The following is a 14,214-nucleotide window of genomic DNA, read 5'->3' on the forward strand; positions in this document are numbered from 1 at the left end:
TTCTCCGTCACGCCGTACCCACCCCTTGCTTCCGCAGTTCCTTCGCCAGGCGGTACAGGCCCGCGATGTCCGCCCCGTCGCCCAGGTACGGCAGCTCGTACGCGGGAACGCCGACGCCGTCCAGGACGGCCCGCTGCGCCCGCTCCAGCTCCACCCGGCGGGCGTGCTCGGCCGCCTGGTCGAGCAGCGGCTCCACCAGGCCGGCGGCGCCCGCGACCCCGGCGCCGGCCAGCGTCCGCGCGAGGGCCTCGCGGTGGTCGCCGGAGGCGGCCCGGACCGCCGCCTCGTCGAGGACCTGGGGGCGGACCATGTTCACCACCACCCGGCCCACGGGCAGCCCCGCCGCGCGCAGCTCGGCGATGCCGTCCGCCGTCTCCTGGACCGGCATCTCCTCCAGGAGCGTCACCAGGTGCACGGCCGTCTCGGGGGACTTGAGGACCCCCATCACCGCCTGCGCCTGGTTGTGTATCGGGCCGATCCTGGCCAGCCCGGCCACCTCGTCGTTCACGTTGAGGAAGCGGGTGATGCGGCCGGTCGGCGGCGCGTCCATCACCACGTGGTCGTAGACCGGGCGGCCGTCCCGCTCCCGCCGGCGGACCGCCTCGCACGCCTTGCCGGTGAGCAGGACGTCCCGCACCCCCGGAGCTATCGTCGTCGCGAAGTCGATCGCGCCGAGCTTCTTCAGCGCCCGGCCGGCGCCGCCCAGTTTGTAGAACATCTGGAGGTAGTCGAGGAGCGCGCGCTCGGCGTCGATCGCCAGCGCGTACACCTCGCCGCCGCCCGGAGCCACGGCGATCTTGCGCTCCTCGTAGGGAAGCGCCTCCGTCTCGAAGAGCTGTGCGATGCCCTGTCTGCCTTCGACCTCGACGAGGAGCGTGCGCTTCCCCTCCGTCGCGAGGGCGAGGGCGAGGGCGGCGGCGACCGTCGTCTTACCGGTACCGCCCTTGCCGCTGACGACCTGGAGCCTGCTCACGCTGTCGAGCCTAACCACTGGCGGGCCCGCGCAATCAGCGGACCGCCCCGGAGAAGTCCCCGAGCCCGGGCCCTAGGGGGAGAGCCTCGGAGGAGCACTCCTCCGCAGCGGCTACAGTCGCCTCCATGACCAAGTGGGAGTACGTCACGGTGCCGCTTCTGGTGCACGCGACCAAGCAGATTCTCGACAACTGGGGCCAGGACGGCTGGGAGCTCGTCCAGGTCGTGCCCGGGCCCAACCCGGAGCAGCTGGTGGCCTACATGAAGCGGCCGCAGTCGTGAGCGGGGCCGTCGAGGCGCGGATCGCCGAGCTGGGCCTGAAGCTGCCCGAGGTCGTCCCGCCGCTCGCCGCCTACCAGCCGGCCGTGCAGTCCGGCGTGTACGTCTACACCTCGGGCCAGCTCCCGATGGTGGAGGGCAAGCTTCCGGTGACCGGCAAGGTCGGCGCCGAGGTGACCGCCGAGGAGGCCAAGGCGCTCGCCGCCACCTGCGCGCTGAACGCGCTCGCGGCCGTCAAGTCGGTCGCCGGTGACCTCGACCGGATCAAGCGCGTCGTGAAGGTCGTCGGCTTCGTCGCCTCCGCCGCCGACTTCACCGGCCAGCCCGGCGTCATCAACGGTGCCAGCGAGCTGCTCGGCGAGATCCTCGGCGACAAGGGCGTGCACGCCCGCAGCGCCGTCGGCGTCGCCGTCCTCCCGCTCGACGCCCCCGTCGAGGTCGAGGTCCAGGTCGAGCTGACCGGGGCCTGACCGAGGCCCGTTCCCGGCCGCCACGCGCGCGCGTGGCGCCGGTCCGCGGAGCTCGTACCGGATCGTCCGTACACGGAGCCGGCCGCCCCTCGCCCGGGGCGGCCGGCTCTCGTGCATTCCGTTGGTTGCGCATAGCATCCGCCCATGTCGAATGGTCAGTGGTACCCGCCGGAATGGCCCGACCGCATCCGCGCCCTCGCCGCCGGCGAGCTGGTGCCGGTGACGCCGAAGCGCGCCGCCACCGTGCTCCTGCTGCGGGACGCGGACGCCGGTCCCGAGGTCCACATGCTGCGCCGCCGCACCTCCATGGCCTTCGCCGGAGGCGCGTACGCCTACCCCGGGGGCGGCGTCGACCCGAGGGACGAGCAGCCGGTGCGCTGGGCCGGTCCCGCGCTGGAGGAGTGGGCGGAGCGGCTGGGGCTCGACGACCCCGCGCGGGCGCAGGCCGTGGTCTGCGCGGCCGTCCGCGAGACCTTCGAGGAGGCGGGCGTGCTGCTCGCCGGCGAGACCCCGGACACCGTCGTCGGCGACACCACAGGCGACGACTGGGAGCGGGACCGGGCGGCGCTGGTCGCCCACGAGCTGTCCTTCGCGGACTTCCTCGACCGGCGCGGCCTCGTGCTCCGCTCCGACCTGCTGGGCGCGTGGGCCCGCTGGATCACCCCCGAGTTCGAGCAGCGCCGGTACGACACCTGGTTCTTCGTGGCCGTCCTCCCGGAGGGGCAGCGGACCCGGGACGTCTCCGGGGAGGCCGACCGGACCGTCTGGACCCGCCCGGCCGCCGCCGCCGACGGCTACGACCGGGGCGAGCTGACGATGATGCCGCCGACGATCGCGACCCTGCGGTCCCTCCAGCCCTGCTCCACGGCCGCCGAGGCCCTGGCGGCGGCCGGGAAGCAGTCCCTGGCGCCGGTCCTCGCGCAGGCGCGCGTGGAGGGCGGCCAGGTGGTGCTGAGCTGGCCCGGCCACGACAAGTTCACCAAGCGGGTCGGAGGCACCCCGTGACCGACGCCGCCGCCCTGCCGGGCCAGCCGCGCGGGCTCGTCGTCTCCGGGCCCGCGACCGCGCGGGCCGTGAACGTGCTCGCGCCCAACCCGTCCGCGATGACCCTGGACGGCACCAACACCTGGCTGCTCTCCGAGCCCGGCTCCGGCCTGGCCGTCGCCGTGGACCCGGGCCCGCTCGACGAGGGCCACCTCCGGCACGTGATCGACACCGCGGAGAAGCTGGGCAAGCGGATCGCGCTGACCCTGCTGACCCACGGGCACCCGGACCACGCCGAGGGCGCGGGCCGCTTCGCCGAGCTGACCGGGACGGCCGTCCGCGCGCTCGACCCGGCGCTCCGCCTCGGCGACGAGGGCCTGGGCGAGGGCGACGTGGTCACGGTCGGCGGCCTGGAGCTGCGGGTGGTGCCGACGCCCGGCCACACCTCCGACTCGCTCTCCTTCCACCTCCCCGCCGACCGCGCGGTGCTCACCGGGGACACGATCCTCGGGCGGGGCACGACGATGGTGGCGCACCCGGACGGGCGTCTGGGCGACTACCTGGACTCGCTGCGGCGGCTGCGCTCGCTGACCGTGGACGACGGGGTGCACACGGTCCTGCCGGGCCACGGGCCGGTCCTGGAGGACGCCCAGGGGGCCGTGGACTTCTACCTGGCGCACCGGGCCGGCCGGCTCGCGCAGGTGGAGGCGGCGGTCGAGGCCGGGCACCGGACGGCGCCGGAGGTCGTGGCGCACGTCTACGCGGACGTGCACCGCTCGCTGTGGCCGGCGGCCGAGCTCTCCGTGCGGGCACAGCTGGAGTACCTCAGGGAACGTGGCCTGATCTGACCGGGCACCCCGGGAACCCGGGAGCTTCCCCTGATGTCTTACGCTCCGCTTACATCAGGCCGCAGCTCTCGGGGGAATGCCCATGTTCGTCATAGCCATCCTGCTGGTCATCGCCGCGGTGGTGCTCTGGTTCGTCGGCCGGTCGCAGGACTCGACCGGCTGGAAGCTCGGGGCCGTCGGCGCGCTGGTCGCCGGCGTCTTCTCGGTGATCGTGAGCATGACGTACGTGATCAGCGCGTACGAGGTCGGCGTGCCGGTCGCCTTCGGCAAGGTCGGGACGCCGATGACCTCCGGCATGCACGTGAAGTCGCCGTTCACCGACGTCACGACCTTCTCCACCCGCCCGGTCGACCTCAACCTCTCCGACAAGGACGTGGTCGAGGTCCGCTCCTCGCAGGGCGGCGTCATGTACGCCGAGGTCACGGTGAAGTGGGCCGTGGTCCCCTCGAAGGCCGTCGAGCTCTACAAGCTCGCGGGCAGCGAGGACGCCATCCAGCAGCGGCTGGTCTACCCGGACAGCCGTGAGATCGTCCGCAACGTCTTCGCCCGCTACAGCAGCGAGCAGGGCTACGCCTCCGACCGCGAGAAGATCAACGCCGAGATCGCCCGGCTCATCACGGAGCGCCTGGAGCCGCGCGGCATCGTCGTCACCACGGTCAACCTGCGCAACGTGAAGCCCTCGGACGCGCTCCAGGGCCAGATCGACCGCAAGATCCAGCAGCAGCAGGCCACCGAGCGCGCCCTGGAGGCCGCCCGTACGGCCAAGGCGGAGTCGGACCGGCGCCGCATCGAGGCGGAGGGCATCGCCCGCGCCAACAAGATCCTCAACGACTCGCTGACCGACAAGGTCCTGGCGAACCAGTGCATCGACGCCTTCAAGGAGGCGGCGGCCAAGAACCCGGTCTACGCGGTCCCCTGCGGCTCCGGCGGCGGCTCCGCCCCGGTGATCGTGGACGGCACCAAGCGCTGACCCACCGCCCGCACGGCACGCGGAAGGGGGCCGCCCGGTCGAACCGGGCGGCCCCCTTCGCGTACGTACGGCTTCCGCTAGCGCGAGCGCTTCGCGAGGCGCTCCACGTCCAGCAGGATCACGGCGCGGGCCTCCAGGCGCAGCCAGCCGCGCTGGGCGAAGTCGGCGAGCGCCTTGTTCACGGTCTCGCGGGAGGCGCCGACCAGCTGGGCCAGCTCCTCCTGGGTGAGGTCGTGGACGACGTGGATGCCCTCCTCCGACTGCACGCCGAAGCGGCGCGACAGGTCGAGGAGCGCGCGGGCGACGCGGCCCGGCACGTCGGAGAAGACCAGGTCGGACATCTGGTCGTTGGTCTTGCGCAGACGGCGGGCGACGGCCCGCAGCAGGGCGCCGGCCACCTCGGGGCGGGCGTTCAGCCAGGGCTGGAGGTCGCCGTGGCCGAGGCCGAGCAGCTTGACCTCGGTCAGCGCCGTCGCGGTCGCGGTGCGCGGGCCCGGGTCGAAGAGGGACAGCTCGCCGATGAGCTCGCCGGGGCCGAGGACCGCCAGCATGTTCTCCCGCCCGTCGGGGGAGGTGCGGTGCAGCTTCACCTTGCCCTCGGTGACCACGTACAGGCGGTCGCCGGGGTCGCCCTCGTGGAAGAGCGCGTCGCCACGGGCGAGCGTCACCTCACTCATCGAGGCGCGCAGCTCGGCGGCCTGCTCGTCATCGAGCGCCGCGAAGAGCGGGGCGCGCCGCAGAACGTCGTCCACGAGTTCACTCCTACTGTCGACCTGCTCACGGGACCTGGCTCCCATGATGCCGGACGTGCCAAACAGTGCGATCAATCACAACAAGTTTGACGCACCGGACGCCATTGCCGAACGTCAGGGGCCCGATCGGGGTCCGATCGGCGGCGGGCGGGGCGGATGTCGGCCTCGGCCCCTAGGCTGGCCGGGTGTCCAACTCGCCGGTGAGAACGCAGGCCAAGGGGGCTGGAAGAGTGTCGGCCGAAGGGAATTCCGCTGTGGGCGAACGCGGCGTGTCGAAGCGGTCGAAAGGGGCGGATCGGGATGATTCGCCTCTGAAGAAGGCGGCCGCGAAGAAGCCCGCGTCCACGGAGAAGACCGCGCCGGCGAAGAGGACCGGGGCGGCGAAGCCGGCCGCACCCGCGAAGCCGGCCGCACCCGCGAAGCCGGCCGCACCCGCCAAGAAGGCCGCACCCGCGAAGAAGGCCGCCCCGGCCGGAGGGGTGAAGGCGCCCGCGTCCGCCGCGTCCGCGAGACCCGGCAAGGCCGAGTCGCGGCTCGCCATGGTCCGGCGGGCCCGGAGGATCAACCGGGAGCTCGCGGAGGTGTTCCCGTACGCCCACCCGGAGCTCGACTTCCGGAACCCCTTCGAGCTGCTGGTCGCCACCGTCCTCTCCGCGCAGACCACCGACCTGCGGGTGAACCAGACGACCCCCGCGCTCTTCGCCCGGTACCCGACCCCCGAGGACCTGGCCGCCGCCGTCCCCGAGGAGGTCGAGGAGCTCATCCGCCCGACCGGCTTCTTCCGCGCCAAGACCAAGTCGATCATGGGTCTGGCCGCCGCCCTCCGGGACGAGCACGGCGGCGAGGTCCCCGGCCGCCTGGAGGACCTGGTCAAGCTCCCCGGCGTCGGCCGCAAGACCGCCTTCGTCGTCCTCGGCAACGCCTTCGGCGTCCCCGGGATCACCGTCGACACCCACTTCATGCGGCTCGCCCGCCGCTGGCGGTGGACCACGTCCGACGACCCGGTCAAGATCGAGGCCGAGGTCGCCGAGATCTTTCCGAAGAGCGACTGGACGATGCTCTCGCACCGGGTGATCTTCCACGGCCGCCGCATCTGCCACGCCCGCAAGCCCGCCTGCGGGGCCTGCCCCATCACCCCCCTCTGCCCGGCCTACGGCGAGGGCGAGACCGACCCCGAGAAGGCCCGGAAGCTGCTCAAGTACGAGAAGGGCGGCTACCCCGGCCAGCGGCTCAACCCGCCCGCCGACTATCCCGGCCGCCCCGCCCCGCCCGCGCCCGGCGTGGCCCCCGGGGCCGTACAGCGGCCCTCCGGGGCCGAGTGAGCCGGGAACGGGCGGCACGGGGCCCACGGGAACGAAGGGGCACGGCGACGGCGTTGGACGAAACGGGGGTGCCCATGACGCGCACGGACGAAGAGATCTACGGCCCCGGGACCGGCGGCCTGCTGGACCGGGACGGACTGCCCGACTGGCTCGCGCCGGTCGACCGGGCCGCGCGCACGGTCGCGCCCGAGCAGCTGAGCCGGTTCCTGCCGCCCGCGAGCGGCGCCGGCCGCCAGTCCGCCGTGCTCGTGCTCTTCGGCGACGGCGAGCGCGGCCCCGAGCTGCTCCTCATGGAGCGGGCCGGCAGCCTCCGCTCGCACGCCGGACAGCCCTCCTTCCCCGGCGGCGCCCTCGACCCCGAGGACGGCGCCCCGGACGACGGCGGGCTGCTGCGGGCCGCCCTGCGCGAGGCCGAGGAGGAGACCGGCCTCGACCCGGCCGGGGTCCAGCTCTTCGGCGTGCTCCCCCGGCTCTACATCCCGGTCAGCGGCTTCGTCGTCACGCCCGTCCTCGGCTGGTGGCGCGAGCCGAGCCCGGTCGGGGCCGTGGACCCCGCCGAGACCGCCCGGGTCTTCACGGTGCCCGTGGCGGATCTCACGGACCCGGCCAACCGCGCCACCGCCGTCCACCCGGCCGGCCACGCGGGCCCCGCGTTCCTCGTCGCGTCCGCTCTGGTCTGGGGTTTCACCGCCGGAGTGATCGACCGGCTGCTGCACTTCGCGGGCTGGGAGCGCCCCTGGGACACCTCCCGTAAGGTCCCGCTCGACTGGCGGTCATGACAGGCTGGGCCTCCGGGCGACCGGAGACGAAGCGGCGACCGGAAACGACACTGCGAGGCTGACGACCGTGAACGTGCTGGACATCCTGCTGCTGCTCGCGGCCGTGTGGTTCGCGATCATCGGCTACCGCCAGGGCTTCGTGGTCGGCATCCTCTCCGTGGTCGGCTTCCTCGGCGGCGGGCTCGCCGCCATGTGGCTGCTGCCGATCCTGTGGGACCAGCTCACCGAGCAGAGCGAGGTCACCACCACGGTCACCGTGGTCTTCGTGATGGCGGTCATCGTCAGCGCCTCCATCGGCCAGGCGTTCACCACCCACCTGGGGAACAAGCTCCGCCGCCACATCACCTGGTCCCCGGCCCGCGCCCTCGACGCCACCGGCGGCGCGCTGGTCAACGTGGTCGCCATGCTGCTCGTGGCCTGGCTGATCGGCTCGGCGCTGGCCGGCACGTCCCTGCCCACCCTGGGCAAGGAGGTGCGCGGCTCCAAGGTGCTCCAGGGCGTCTCCCGGGTGATGCCCGATCAGGTGAGCGTCTGGTTCGCCGACTTCAGCTCCACCCTCGCCCGCAGCGGCTTCCCCCAGGTCTTCAGCCCCTTCGCCAACGAGCCCATCACCGAGGTCCTCCCGCCGGACCCGGCGCTCGCCGGCAGCCCCGTCGCGACCCTCGCGCAGCGCTCCATCGTCAAGGTCGTCGGCACGGCCCCGAGCTGCGGCAAGGTCCTGGAGGGCACCGGCTTCGTCTTCTCCGACCGCCGCGTGATGACCAACGCGCACGTGGTCGGCGGCGTCGACGAGCCCACCGTGCAGATCGGCGGCGAAGGCCGCCTCTACGACGCCAAGGTCGTCCTCTACGACTGGCGCCGCGACATCGCCGTCCTCGACGTGCCGGACCTCCAGGCCACCCCGCTGCGCTTCACCGAGCAGGAGGCGCACAGCGGCGACGACGCCATCGTCGCCGGCTTCCCCGAGAACGGCTCGTACGACGTCCGCTCGGCCCGCGTCCGCGGCCGGATCAGCGCCGACGGCCCCGACATCTACCACCGGGGCGAGGTGCGCAGGGAGGTCTACTCGCTGTACACGACGGTCCGCCAGGGCAACTCCGGCGGCCCGCTGCTCACCGAGGAAGGCACGGTCTCGGGCGTGATCTTCGCCCGCTCCCGCGACGACGCCAACACGGGGTACGCGCTGACGGTCGAGGAGATCCGCGAGGACATCGAGCTCGGCCGTACCGCGAACCAGCAGGTCGACACCGACGGCTGCGCCCTCTGACCCGAGGCGGGGTCAGGAGGTGTCGCGTGGGTGGCGGAGCCGGGCCGAGACCCAGCGGGCCCGCCGCCTGAGGATGCGTGAGATCCCGACCTGCCCGCCGGGAGCGCGGCCCTGGTCCGGCGGGCCTCCCCGCTCGCGGGAGCCCGGCCCGGAGGCGGAGCGGCGGTCGCGTGCCGTGTCACCGTAGTCGTGCGTCCAGCCCATACCCGGACGTCTGCCCGGGGTCCGGGCCCGGTAACCGTTCCGGGGCCCGCCAATCGGAGTATGCGCGGGGCACATGGCCGTTCGACGCAAACCCGTGCGGGCGCGGGCCCGTACGGGACTCAGCGGTCGGGCTCGGGGTCCTTCAGCCAGTTCACGAGCTCCGTCGTGAAGGCGACCGGATCCTCCTCGTGCGGGAAGTGCCCGAGGCCGTCGAAGAGCCGCCAGCGGTACGGGGCCTCGACGTACTCGCCCGATCCGGCCGCGCTGCGGGTCCGCATCACCGGGTCCAGCGAGCCGTGCAGGTGCAGCGTCGGCACCCGGACCGGCCGCTTCATGCGCCGGTTGAACTGGATGCCGTCGGGGCGGGCCAGCGAACGGACCAGCCAGCGGTACGGCTCGATCGAGCAGTGCGCCGTGGACGGGACGAGCATCGCCCGCCGGTAGACCTCGACCGCCTCCTCGTCGGCCGGGCGAGGGCCCGACCACTCCTGGATCAGACGGCCCACCAGCTCGGCGTCGTCGGCCACCAGCTGACGCTCCGGCAGCCACGGCCGCTGGAAGCCCCAGATGTGCGAGCCGGCCCGGGACTGGGCGAAGTCGGAGAGCATCGCCGAGCGCCAGCGGCGCGGGTGCGGCATCGAGGAGACCACGAGGCGGCGGACCAGCTTGGGCCGCATGACCGCGGCCGTCCAGGCCAGGTAGCCGCCCAGGTCGTGGCCGACGAGCGCGGCGTCCGGCTCGCCGAGCGAGCGGACCACGCCGGTGATGTCGAGGGCCAGGTTGGCGGGGTCGTAGCCCCGGGGGGTGCGGTCGCTGCCGCCGACCCCGCGCAGGTCCATCGCGACCGCCCGGAAGCCGGCCTCGGCGAGCGCCGGCAGCTGGTGGCGCCAGGTCCACCAGAACTGCGGGAAGCCGTGCAGCAGCAGCACCAGGGGGCCGTCGCCCATCTCGGCGATGTGGAAGCGGGCGCCGTTGGCCGCGACGTCACGGTGGGTCCACGGACCGTCGAGGCGTACGGGCCCGCCGCCGGGGGTGCTGCTCTCGGGGAGGGTCATACGGACGAGCGTGCCACAGACTGCGCCTTGGCCATCGTCACCTCGGCGGCCGGGACACCCTCCGGACGGGGGTGCGGCTTCACGTTCTGGAGCATCGCCGCGGTCTGCTTGGCCGAGGCGATGGACTTCTCCGGCGGCTTCACCTTCTTGAACTTGGAGACCGCGACGAGGCCGAGGAGGCCCGCGACGATCACGTTGAAGGCGAAGGACAGCAGGAAGCACCAGACGAGGTTCCAGCCGCCGTTGCCGTTGTGCCCGCCGGTCCAGGTGTTGATGGCGTACGCGAGCGCGAAGCTCAGCATCGGCAGCGAGAACAGCAGCACCACGGCGGCGGTGATGCCCGCGGCGCCGCCGATCGCGCCGCGCTTGACGTCCTGCCGGAGCTCGGCCTTGGCCAGGGCGATCTCGTCGTGCACCAGTGCGGACATCTCGGCGGTCGCCGAGGCGACCAGCTGGCCGAGGCTGCGCTCGGTTCCGTCGAACGGGTCGCTCATCGCTCTCCCTCTCCTCTTGTACGGTCCAGTCAGATCATGCCGGACGGTCGGCCCCGTCGCGCGGTGCCCCCGCCAGTCGGGCGCGCTCGCGATGCTCCGCGGCCTTCCGCTCCAGGATCTCCGCCATCCGGAGGTGGTACGCCTCGGTGCCCTCCTCGTACACGTCCGGGATGCCGTCCTGGTCGTCGTCGCGGTCCTCCTCGGTGACGAGGAGCTGGTACTTCCGGACGCGCAGCTTGAGCAGGAGGGTGGCGCACGCGGCGGCGATGAGCGAGCCCATGAGGACCGCGGCCTTCACCTCACCGGTGAGGGCCGCGTCCCCCTCGAAGGCGAGTTCGCCGATGAGGAGCGAGACGGTGAAGCCGATGCCGGCGAGGGTGGCGACGGCGAAGACGTCGGGCCAGGACAGCTGGGGGTTGAGCTCCGCCCTGGTGAAGCGGGCCGCGAGCCAGGTGCCGCCGAAGATGCCGACCGCCTTGCCGACGACCAGGCCGAGGACGATGCCGAGGGTGACGGGCTGGGTGAAGACGTCGCGGAGCGCCTCGCTGGACATGGTCACGCCGGCCGAGAAGAGCGCGAAGAGGGGGACGGCGAGACCGGCGGAGAGCGGCCGGACCAGATGCTCGATGTGCTCGCCGGGGGAGTGCTCCTCTCCCTCGCGGGTGGTGCAGCGCAGCATCAGGCCCATGGCGACGCCCGCGATGGTGGCGTGGACGCCGCTGTTGTACATCAGGGCCCAGACGACCAGGGCCAGCGGCACGTGCACGTACCAGCCGCGGACCTCCTTGCGGAGCAGGAACCAGAAGAGGGCGAGGCCGGCGAAGGCGCCGCCGAGGGCGGCGAAGTCCAGGTCGCTGGTGAAGAAGACCGCGATGATCAGGATCGCGAAGAGGTCGTCGACGACGGCGAGGGTGAGCAGGAAGGCGCGCAGGGCCGAGGGGAGCGAGGTGCCGATGACGGCGAGGACGGCGAGCGCGAAGGCGATGTCGGTGGCGGTGGGCACGGCCCAGCCGTCCATGGAGCCGCCGCCCACGGCGTTGACCAGGACGTAGACGAGGGCCGGGGTGGCCATGCCGCAGATCGCCGCGATGACGGGGAGGGCGGCGGCCTTGGGGTCGCGCAGCTCGCCGGCGACCAGTTCGCGCTTGAGCTCGATGCCGGCGACGAAGAAGAAGACCGCCAGGAGGCCGTCGGCGGCCCAGTGCGCGACCGACAGGTCGAGGCCGAGGGCGGCGGGGCCTATGTGGAAGCCGGAGACGGAGGCGTACGTGCCGGGGGAGGCGTTGGCCCAGACGAGCGCGGCGACGGCGGCGACGAGCAGCAGGACACCGCCGACCGTCTCGGTGCGCAGGGCATCGGTGAGGTAGCGGCGCTCCGGGAGGGAGAGCCGGCCGAGGAACTTGCGGTCGGTGGACACGGGGAGCCTCCGGTCGGGTGGGCAGCACACAGCACATGCCGACCAGACTTCCCGGCGCACCTAGGTCTTTCTGACGCGTTTCTGACGCGGTCCTTACTTTACCTAAGGAGCCCGAGGCGTGTCCGGCGAGGATCACTTTAGGGAGGTACAGGGCTTTCGTCGCGCCGGGGCGCGGACGCGCGAAGGCCCGCCCCGGGGGCCGGGGCGGGCCTTCACGTCCTGCCGGTGGCGGTGCTCAGTCCTCGCTGGACGCGGCCGGAAGCTGCGTCTGGATGAGCGACATCACGGAGGAGTCGGTCAGCGTGGTGACGTCGCCCAGCTCGCGGTTCTCCGCCACGTCGCGGAGCAGACGGCGCATGATCTTGCCCGAGCGGGTCTTCGGCAGCTCGGCCACGGGGAGGATCCGCTTCGGCTTCGCGATCGGGCCGAGGGTGGCGCCCACGTGGTTGCGCAGCTCGGCGACGAGGCCCTCGTCCTGGCTGGCCGTGCCCCGCAGGATCACGAAGGCGACGATCGCCTGGCCGGTCGTCTCGTCGGCGGCGCCGACGACGGCCGCCTCGGCCACCGACGGGTGGGAGACGAGCGCCGACTCGACCTCGGTGGTCGAGATGTTGTGGCCGGAGACGAGCATGACGTCGTCGACGCGGCCGAGCAGCCAGATGTCGCCGTCGTCGTCCTTCTTGGCGCCGTCGCCGGCGAAGTACTTGCCCTCGAAGCGGGACCAGTAGGTGTCGATGAAGCGCTGGTCGTCGCCCCAGATGGTGCGGAGCATCGACGGCCACGGCTCGGTGAGCACCAGGTAGCCGCCGCCGCCGTTCGGCACCTCGCGGGCCTCGTCGTCGACGACGGTGGCGGAGATGCCGGGGAGCGGACGCTGGGCGGAGCCCGGCTTGGTCTCGGTGACGCCGGGGAGCGGGCTGATCATCATCGCGCCCGTCTCGGTCTGCCACCAGGTGTCCACGATCGGGCAGCGGTCGGCGCCGATGTGCTTGCGGTACCAGACCCACGCCTCGGGGTTGATCGGCTCGCCGACCGAGCCCAGCACGCGGAGGCTGGTCAGGTCGAACTTGGCGGGGATGTCGTCGCCCCACTTCATGAACGTGCGGATCAGCGTCGGCGCCGTGTAGAGGATGGTCACGCCGTACTTCTGCACGATCTCGAAGACCCGGCCCTGGTGCGGGGTGTCCGGGGTGCCCTCGTACATGACCTGCGTGGCGCCGTTGGCCAGCGGGCCGTAGACGATGTACGAGTGGCCGGTGACCCAGCCGATGTCGGCCGTGCACCAGTAGACGTCGGTCTCCGGCTTGAGGTCGAAGACGGCGTGGTGGGTGTACGCGGCCTGGGTGAGGTAGCCGCCGGAGGTGTGCAGGATGCCCTTCGGCTTACCCGTCGTGCCCGAGGTGTACAGGATGAAGAGCGGCTGCTCGGCCGGGAACGCCTCGGGGGTGTGCTCGGCGGACTGGCGCTCGACGAGCTCGTGCCACCAGACGTCGCGGCCCTCGGTGAAGGCGGTGTCCTGGCCCGTGCGGCGGACCACCAGGACGTGCTCGACCGTCGGACACTTGGCGACGGCCTCGTCGATGGCGGGCTTCAGGGCGGACGGCTTGCCGCGGCGGTAGCCGCCGTCGGCGGTCACGACCACCTTGGCGTCGGCGTCCTGGATGCGGGAGGCCACGGCGTCGGCGGAGAAGCCGCCGAAGACGACCGAGTGGGCGGCGCCGACGCGGGCGCAGGCCAGCATCGTGATCGCGGCCTCGGGGATCATCGGCAGGTAGACGGCGACCCGGTCGCCCTTCCGGACACCCAGCTCGGTCAGGGCGTTGGCGGCCCTGGAGACCTCGTCCTTGAGCTCGGCGTAGGTGATCGCGCGGCTGTCGCCCGGCTCGCCCTCGAAGTGGATGGCGACCCGGTCGCCGTGGCCGGCCTCGACGTGCCGGTCGACGCAGTTGTACGCGACGTTGAGCTCGCCGTCGGCGAACCACTTCGCGAACGGCGGGTTCGACCAGTCGAGGGTCTCGGTCGGCTCCGTGGCCCAGGTCAGGCGCTTGGCCTGCTCGGCCCAGAAGCCCAGCCTGTCCGCCTCGGCCTGCTCGTACGCCTCCGCCGTCACGTTGGCGTGCGCGGCCAGCTCGGCGGGCGGCGCGAAGCGGCGCTCTTCCCGGAGCAGATTGGCCAGGCTCTCGTTGCTCACGACATCTCCCTTTCCCAGGGCGTCCTCTGTGCGTATGTGTCCCGCGTCATACCTCATCAGCCCGAGGCCCCGGGTGACAAGAGTCTCCGGGGAATTGGTTTAGACCTGTGAGTGTCTTGACGGACGGGGGCCCCTTCGTCCCGAGCGGAGGGAGAAGGGGCCACACAGTCTCACGGACGCGCGCCGGGAAAGGTTCAGGACGCGCGGGGA

15 protein-coding genes are annotated in these 14,214 nt (G+C 72.7%); 8 read left to right on the forward strand and 7 right to left on the reverse strand.

What is annotated here, in order from left to right; translation table 11 throughout:
* Positions 1-7 precede the first annotated feature (7 nt).
* Positions 8-973 (reverse strand): ArsA family ATPase, encoded by a 966-nt coding sequence (locus ACFVU3_RS09935; protein ID WP_390065245.1) that lies wholly within the window; start codon positions 971-973, stop codon positions 8-10.
* A gap of 125 nt (positions 974-1,098) precedes the next feature.
* Here ACFVU3_RS09935 and ACFVU3_RS09940 point away from each other — a divergent pair, with 125 nt between their 5' ends.
* The 5 genes from ACFVU3_RS09940 to ACFVU3_RS09960 all read left to right on the forward strand — a co-directional run bounded on the left by ACFVU3_RS09940 (position 1,099) and on the right by ACFVU3_RS09960 (position 4,523).
* Positions 1,099-1,254, forward strand: a complete 156-nt coding sequence (locus tag ACFVU3_RS09940) for a DUF4177 domain-containing protein (protein ID WP_158821993.1) — start codon at positions 1,099-1,101, stop codon at positions 1,252-1,254.
* Positions 1,251-1,721, forward strand: coding sequence for a RidA family protein (locus tag ACFVU3_RS09945; RefSeq protein ID WP_390065247.1), 471 nt, complete (start codon positions 1,251-1,253; stop codon positions 1,719-1,721). The genes ACFVU3_RS09940 and ACFVU3_RS09945 overlap by 4 nt, the downstream gene beginning before the upstream one ends.
* A 144-nt stretch (positions 1,722-1,865) precedes the next feature.
* The gene (locus ACFVU3_RS09950) at positions 1,866-2,726 is read left to right on the forward strand and encodes an NUDIX hydrolase (protein WP_390065249.1); all 861 of its coding nucleotides are present in this window, start codon (positions 1,866-1,868) and stop codon (positions 2,724-2,726) included.
* The gene (locus ACFVU3_RS09955) at positions 2,723-3,553 is read left to right on the forward strand and encodes an MBL fold metallo-hydrolase (protein WP_390065250.1); all 831 of its coding nucleotides are present in this window, start codon (positions 2,723-2,725) and stop codon (positions 3,551-3,553) included. Before ACFVU3_RS09950 ends, ACFVU3_RS09955 begins: the two co-directional genes overlap by 4 nt.
* Positions 3,554-3,635: 82 nt before the next feature.
* Positions 3,636-4,523, forward strand: a complete 888-nt coding sequence (locus ACFVU3_RS09960) for a prohibitin family protein (RefSeq protein ID WP_390065252.1) — start codon at positions 3,636-3,638, stop codon at positions 4,521-4,523.
* Between the two features lie 77 nt (positions 4,524-4,600).
* Here the strand turns inward: ACFVU3_RS09960 and ACFVU3_RS09965 are convergent, their stop codons facing one another.
* Positions 4,601-5,275, reverse strand: a complete 675-nt coding sequence (locus ACFVU3_RS09965; protein ID WP_030495802.1) for a Crp/Fnr family transcriptional regulator — start codon at positions 5,273-5,275, stop codon at positions 4,601-4,603.
* A 185-nt stretch (positions 5,276-5,460) separates the two neighbouring features.
* Here ACFVU3_RS09965 and nth point away from each other — a divergent pair, with 185 nt between their 5' ends.
* From nth to ACFVU3_RS09980, 3 genes are all read left to right on the forward strand, one after another.
* Positions 5,461-6,597: an endonuclease III gene (gene nth / locus ACFVU3_RS09970; protein ID WP_390065254.1), complete on the forward strand. Its 1,137-nt coding sequence runs from the start codon at positions 5,461-5,463 to the stop codon at positions 6,595-6,597.
* Between the two features lie 74 nt (positions 6,598-6,671).
* The gene (locus ACFVU3_RS09975) at positions 6,672-7,376 is read left to right on the forward strand and encodes an NUDIX hydrolase (RefSeq protein ID WP_390065256.1); all 705 of its coding nucleotides are present in this window, start codon (positions 6,672-6,674) and stop codon (positions 7,374-7,376) included.
* Positions 7,377-7,443: 67 nt separating this feature from the next.
* Positions 7,444-8,643 (forward strand): MarP family serine protease, encoded by a 1,200-nt coding sequence (locus tag ACFVU3_RS09980; protein WP_390065258.1) that lies wholly within the window; start codon positions 7,444-7,446, stop codon positions 8,641-8,643.
* 12 nt (positions 8,644-8,655) lie between these two features.
* On the opposite strand, the gene ACFVU3_RS09985 is transcribed toward ACFVU3_RS09980, so the two are convergent.
* The 5 genes from ACFVU3_RS09985 to acs all read right to left on the reverse strand — a co-directional run bounded on the left by ACFVU3_RS09985 (position 8,656) and on the right by acs (position 14,061).
* Positions 8,656-8,847: a hypothetical protein gene (locus ACFVU3_RS09985; RefSeq protein WP_390065260.1), complete on the reverse strand. Its 192-nt coding sequence runs from the start codon at positions 8,845-8,847 to the stop codon at positions 8,656-8,658.
* Positions 8,848-8,966: 119 nt separating this feature from the next.
* The gene (locus tag ACFVU3_RS09990; RefSeq protein ID WP_390065262.1) at positions 8,967-9,902 is read right to left on the reverse strand and encodes an alpha/beta fold hydrolase; all 936 of its coding nucleotides are present in this window, start codon (positions 9,900-9,902) and stop codon (positions 8,967-8,969) included.
* Positions 9,899-10,396, reverse strand: a complete 498-nt coding sequence (locus tag ACFVU3_RS09995) for a phage holin family protein (RefSeq protein WP_390065263.1) — start codon at positions 10,394-10,396, stop codon at positions 9,899-9,901. The genes ACFVU3_RS09990 and ACFVU3_RS09995 overlap by 4 nt, the downstream gene beginning before the upstream one ends.
* Positions 10,397-10,430: 34 nt before the next feature.
* A complete protein-coding gene (nhaA, locus tag ACFVU3_RS10000; RefSeq protein WP_390065265.1) occupies positions 10,431-11,813 on the reverse strand; it encodes a Na+/H+ antiporter NhaA in 1,383 nt (460 codons plus the stop codon).
* Between the two features lie 235 nt (positions 11,814-12,048).
* Complete coding sequence (gene acs, locus ACFVU3_RS10005) at positions 12,049-14,061, reverse strand: acetate--CoA ligase (RefSeq protein ID WP_390065267.1); 2,013 nt, start codon at positions 14,059-14,061, stop codon at positions 12,049-12,051.
* Between the last annotated feature and the right edge of the window lie 153 nt (positions 14,062-14,214).

The sequence above is a fragment of the Streptomyces sp. NPDC058052 genome, from assembly GCF_042885515.1.
GTDB lineage: Bacteria > Actinomycetota > Actinomycetes > Streptomycetales > Streptomycetaceae > Streptomyces.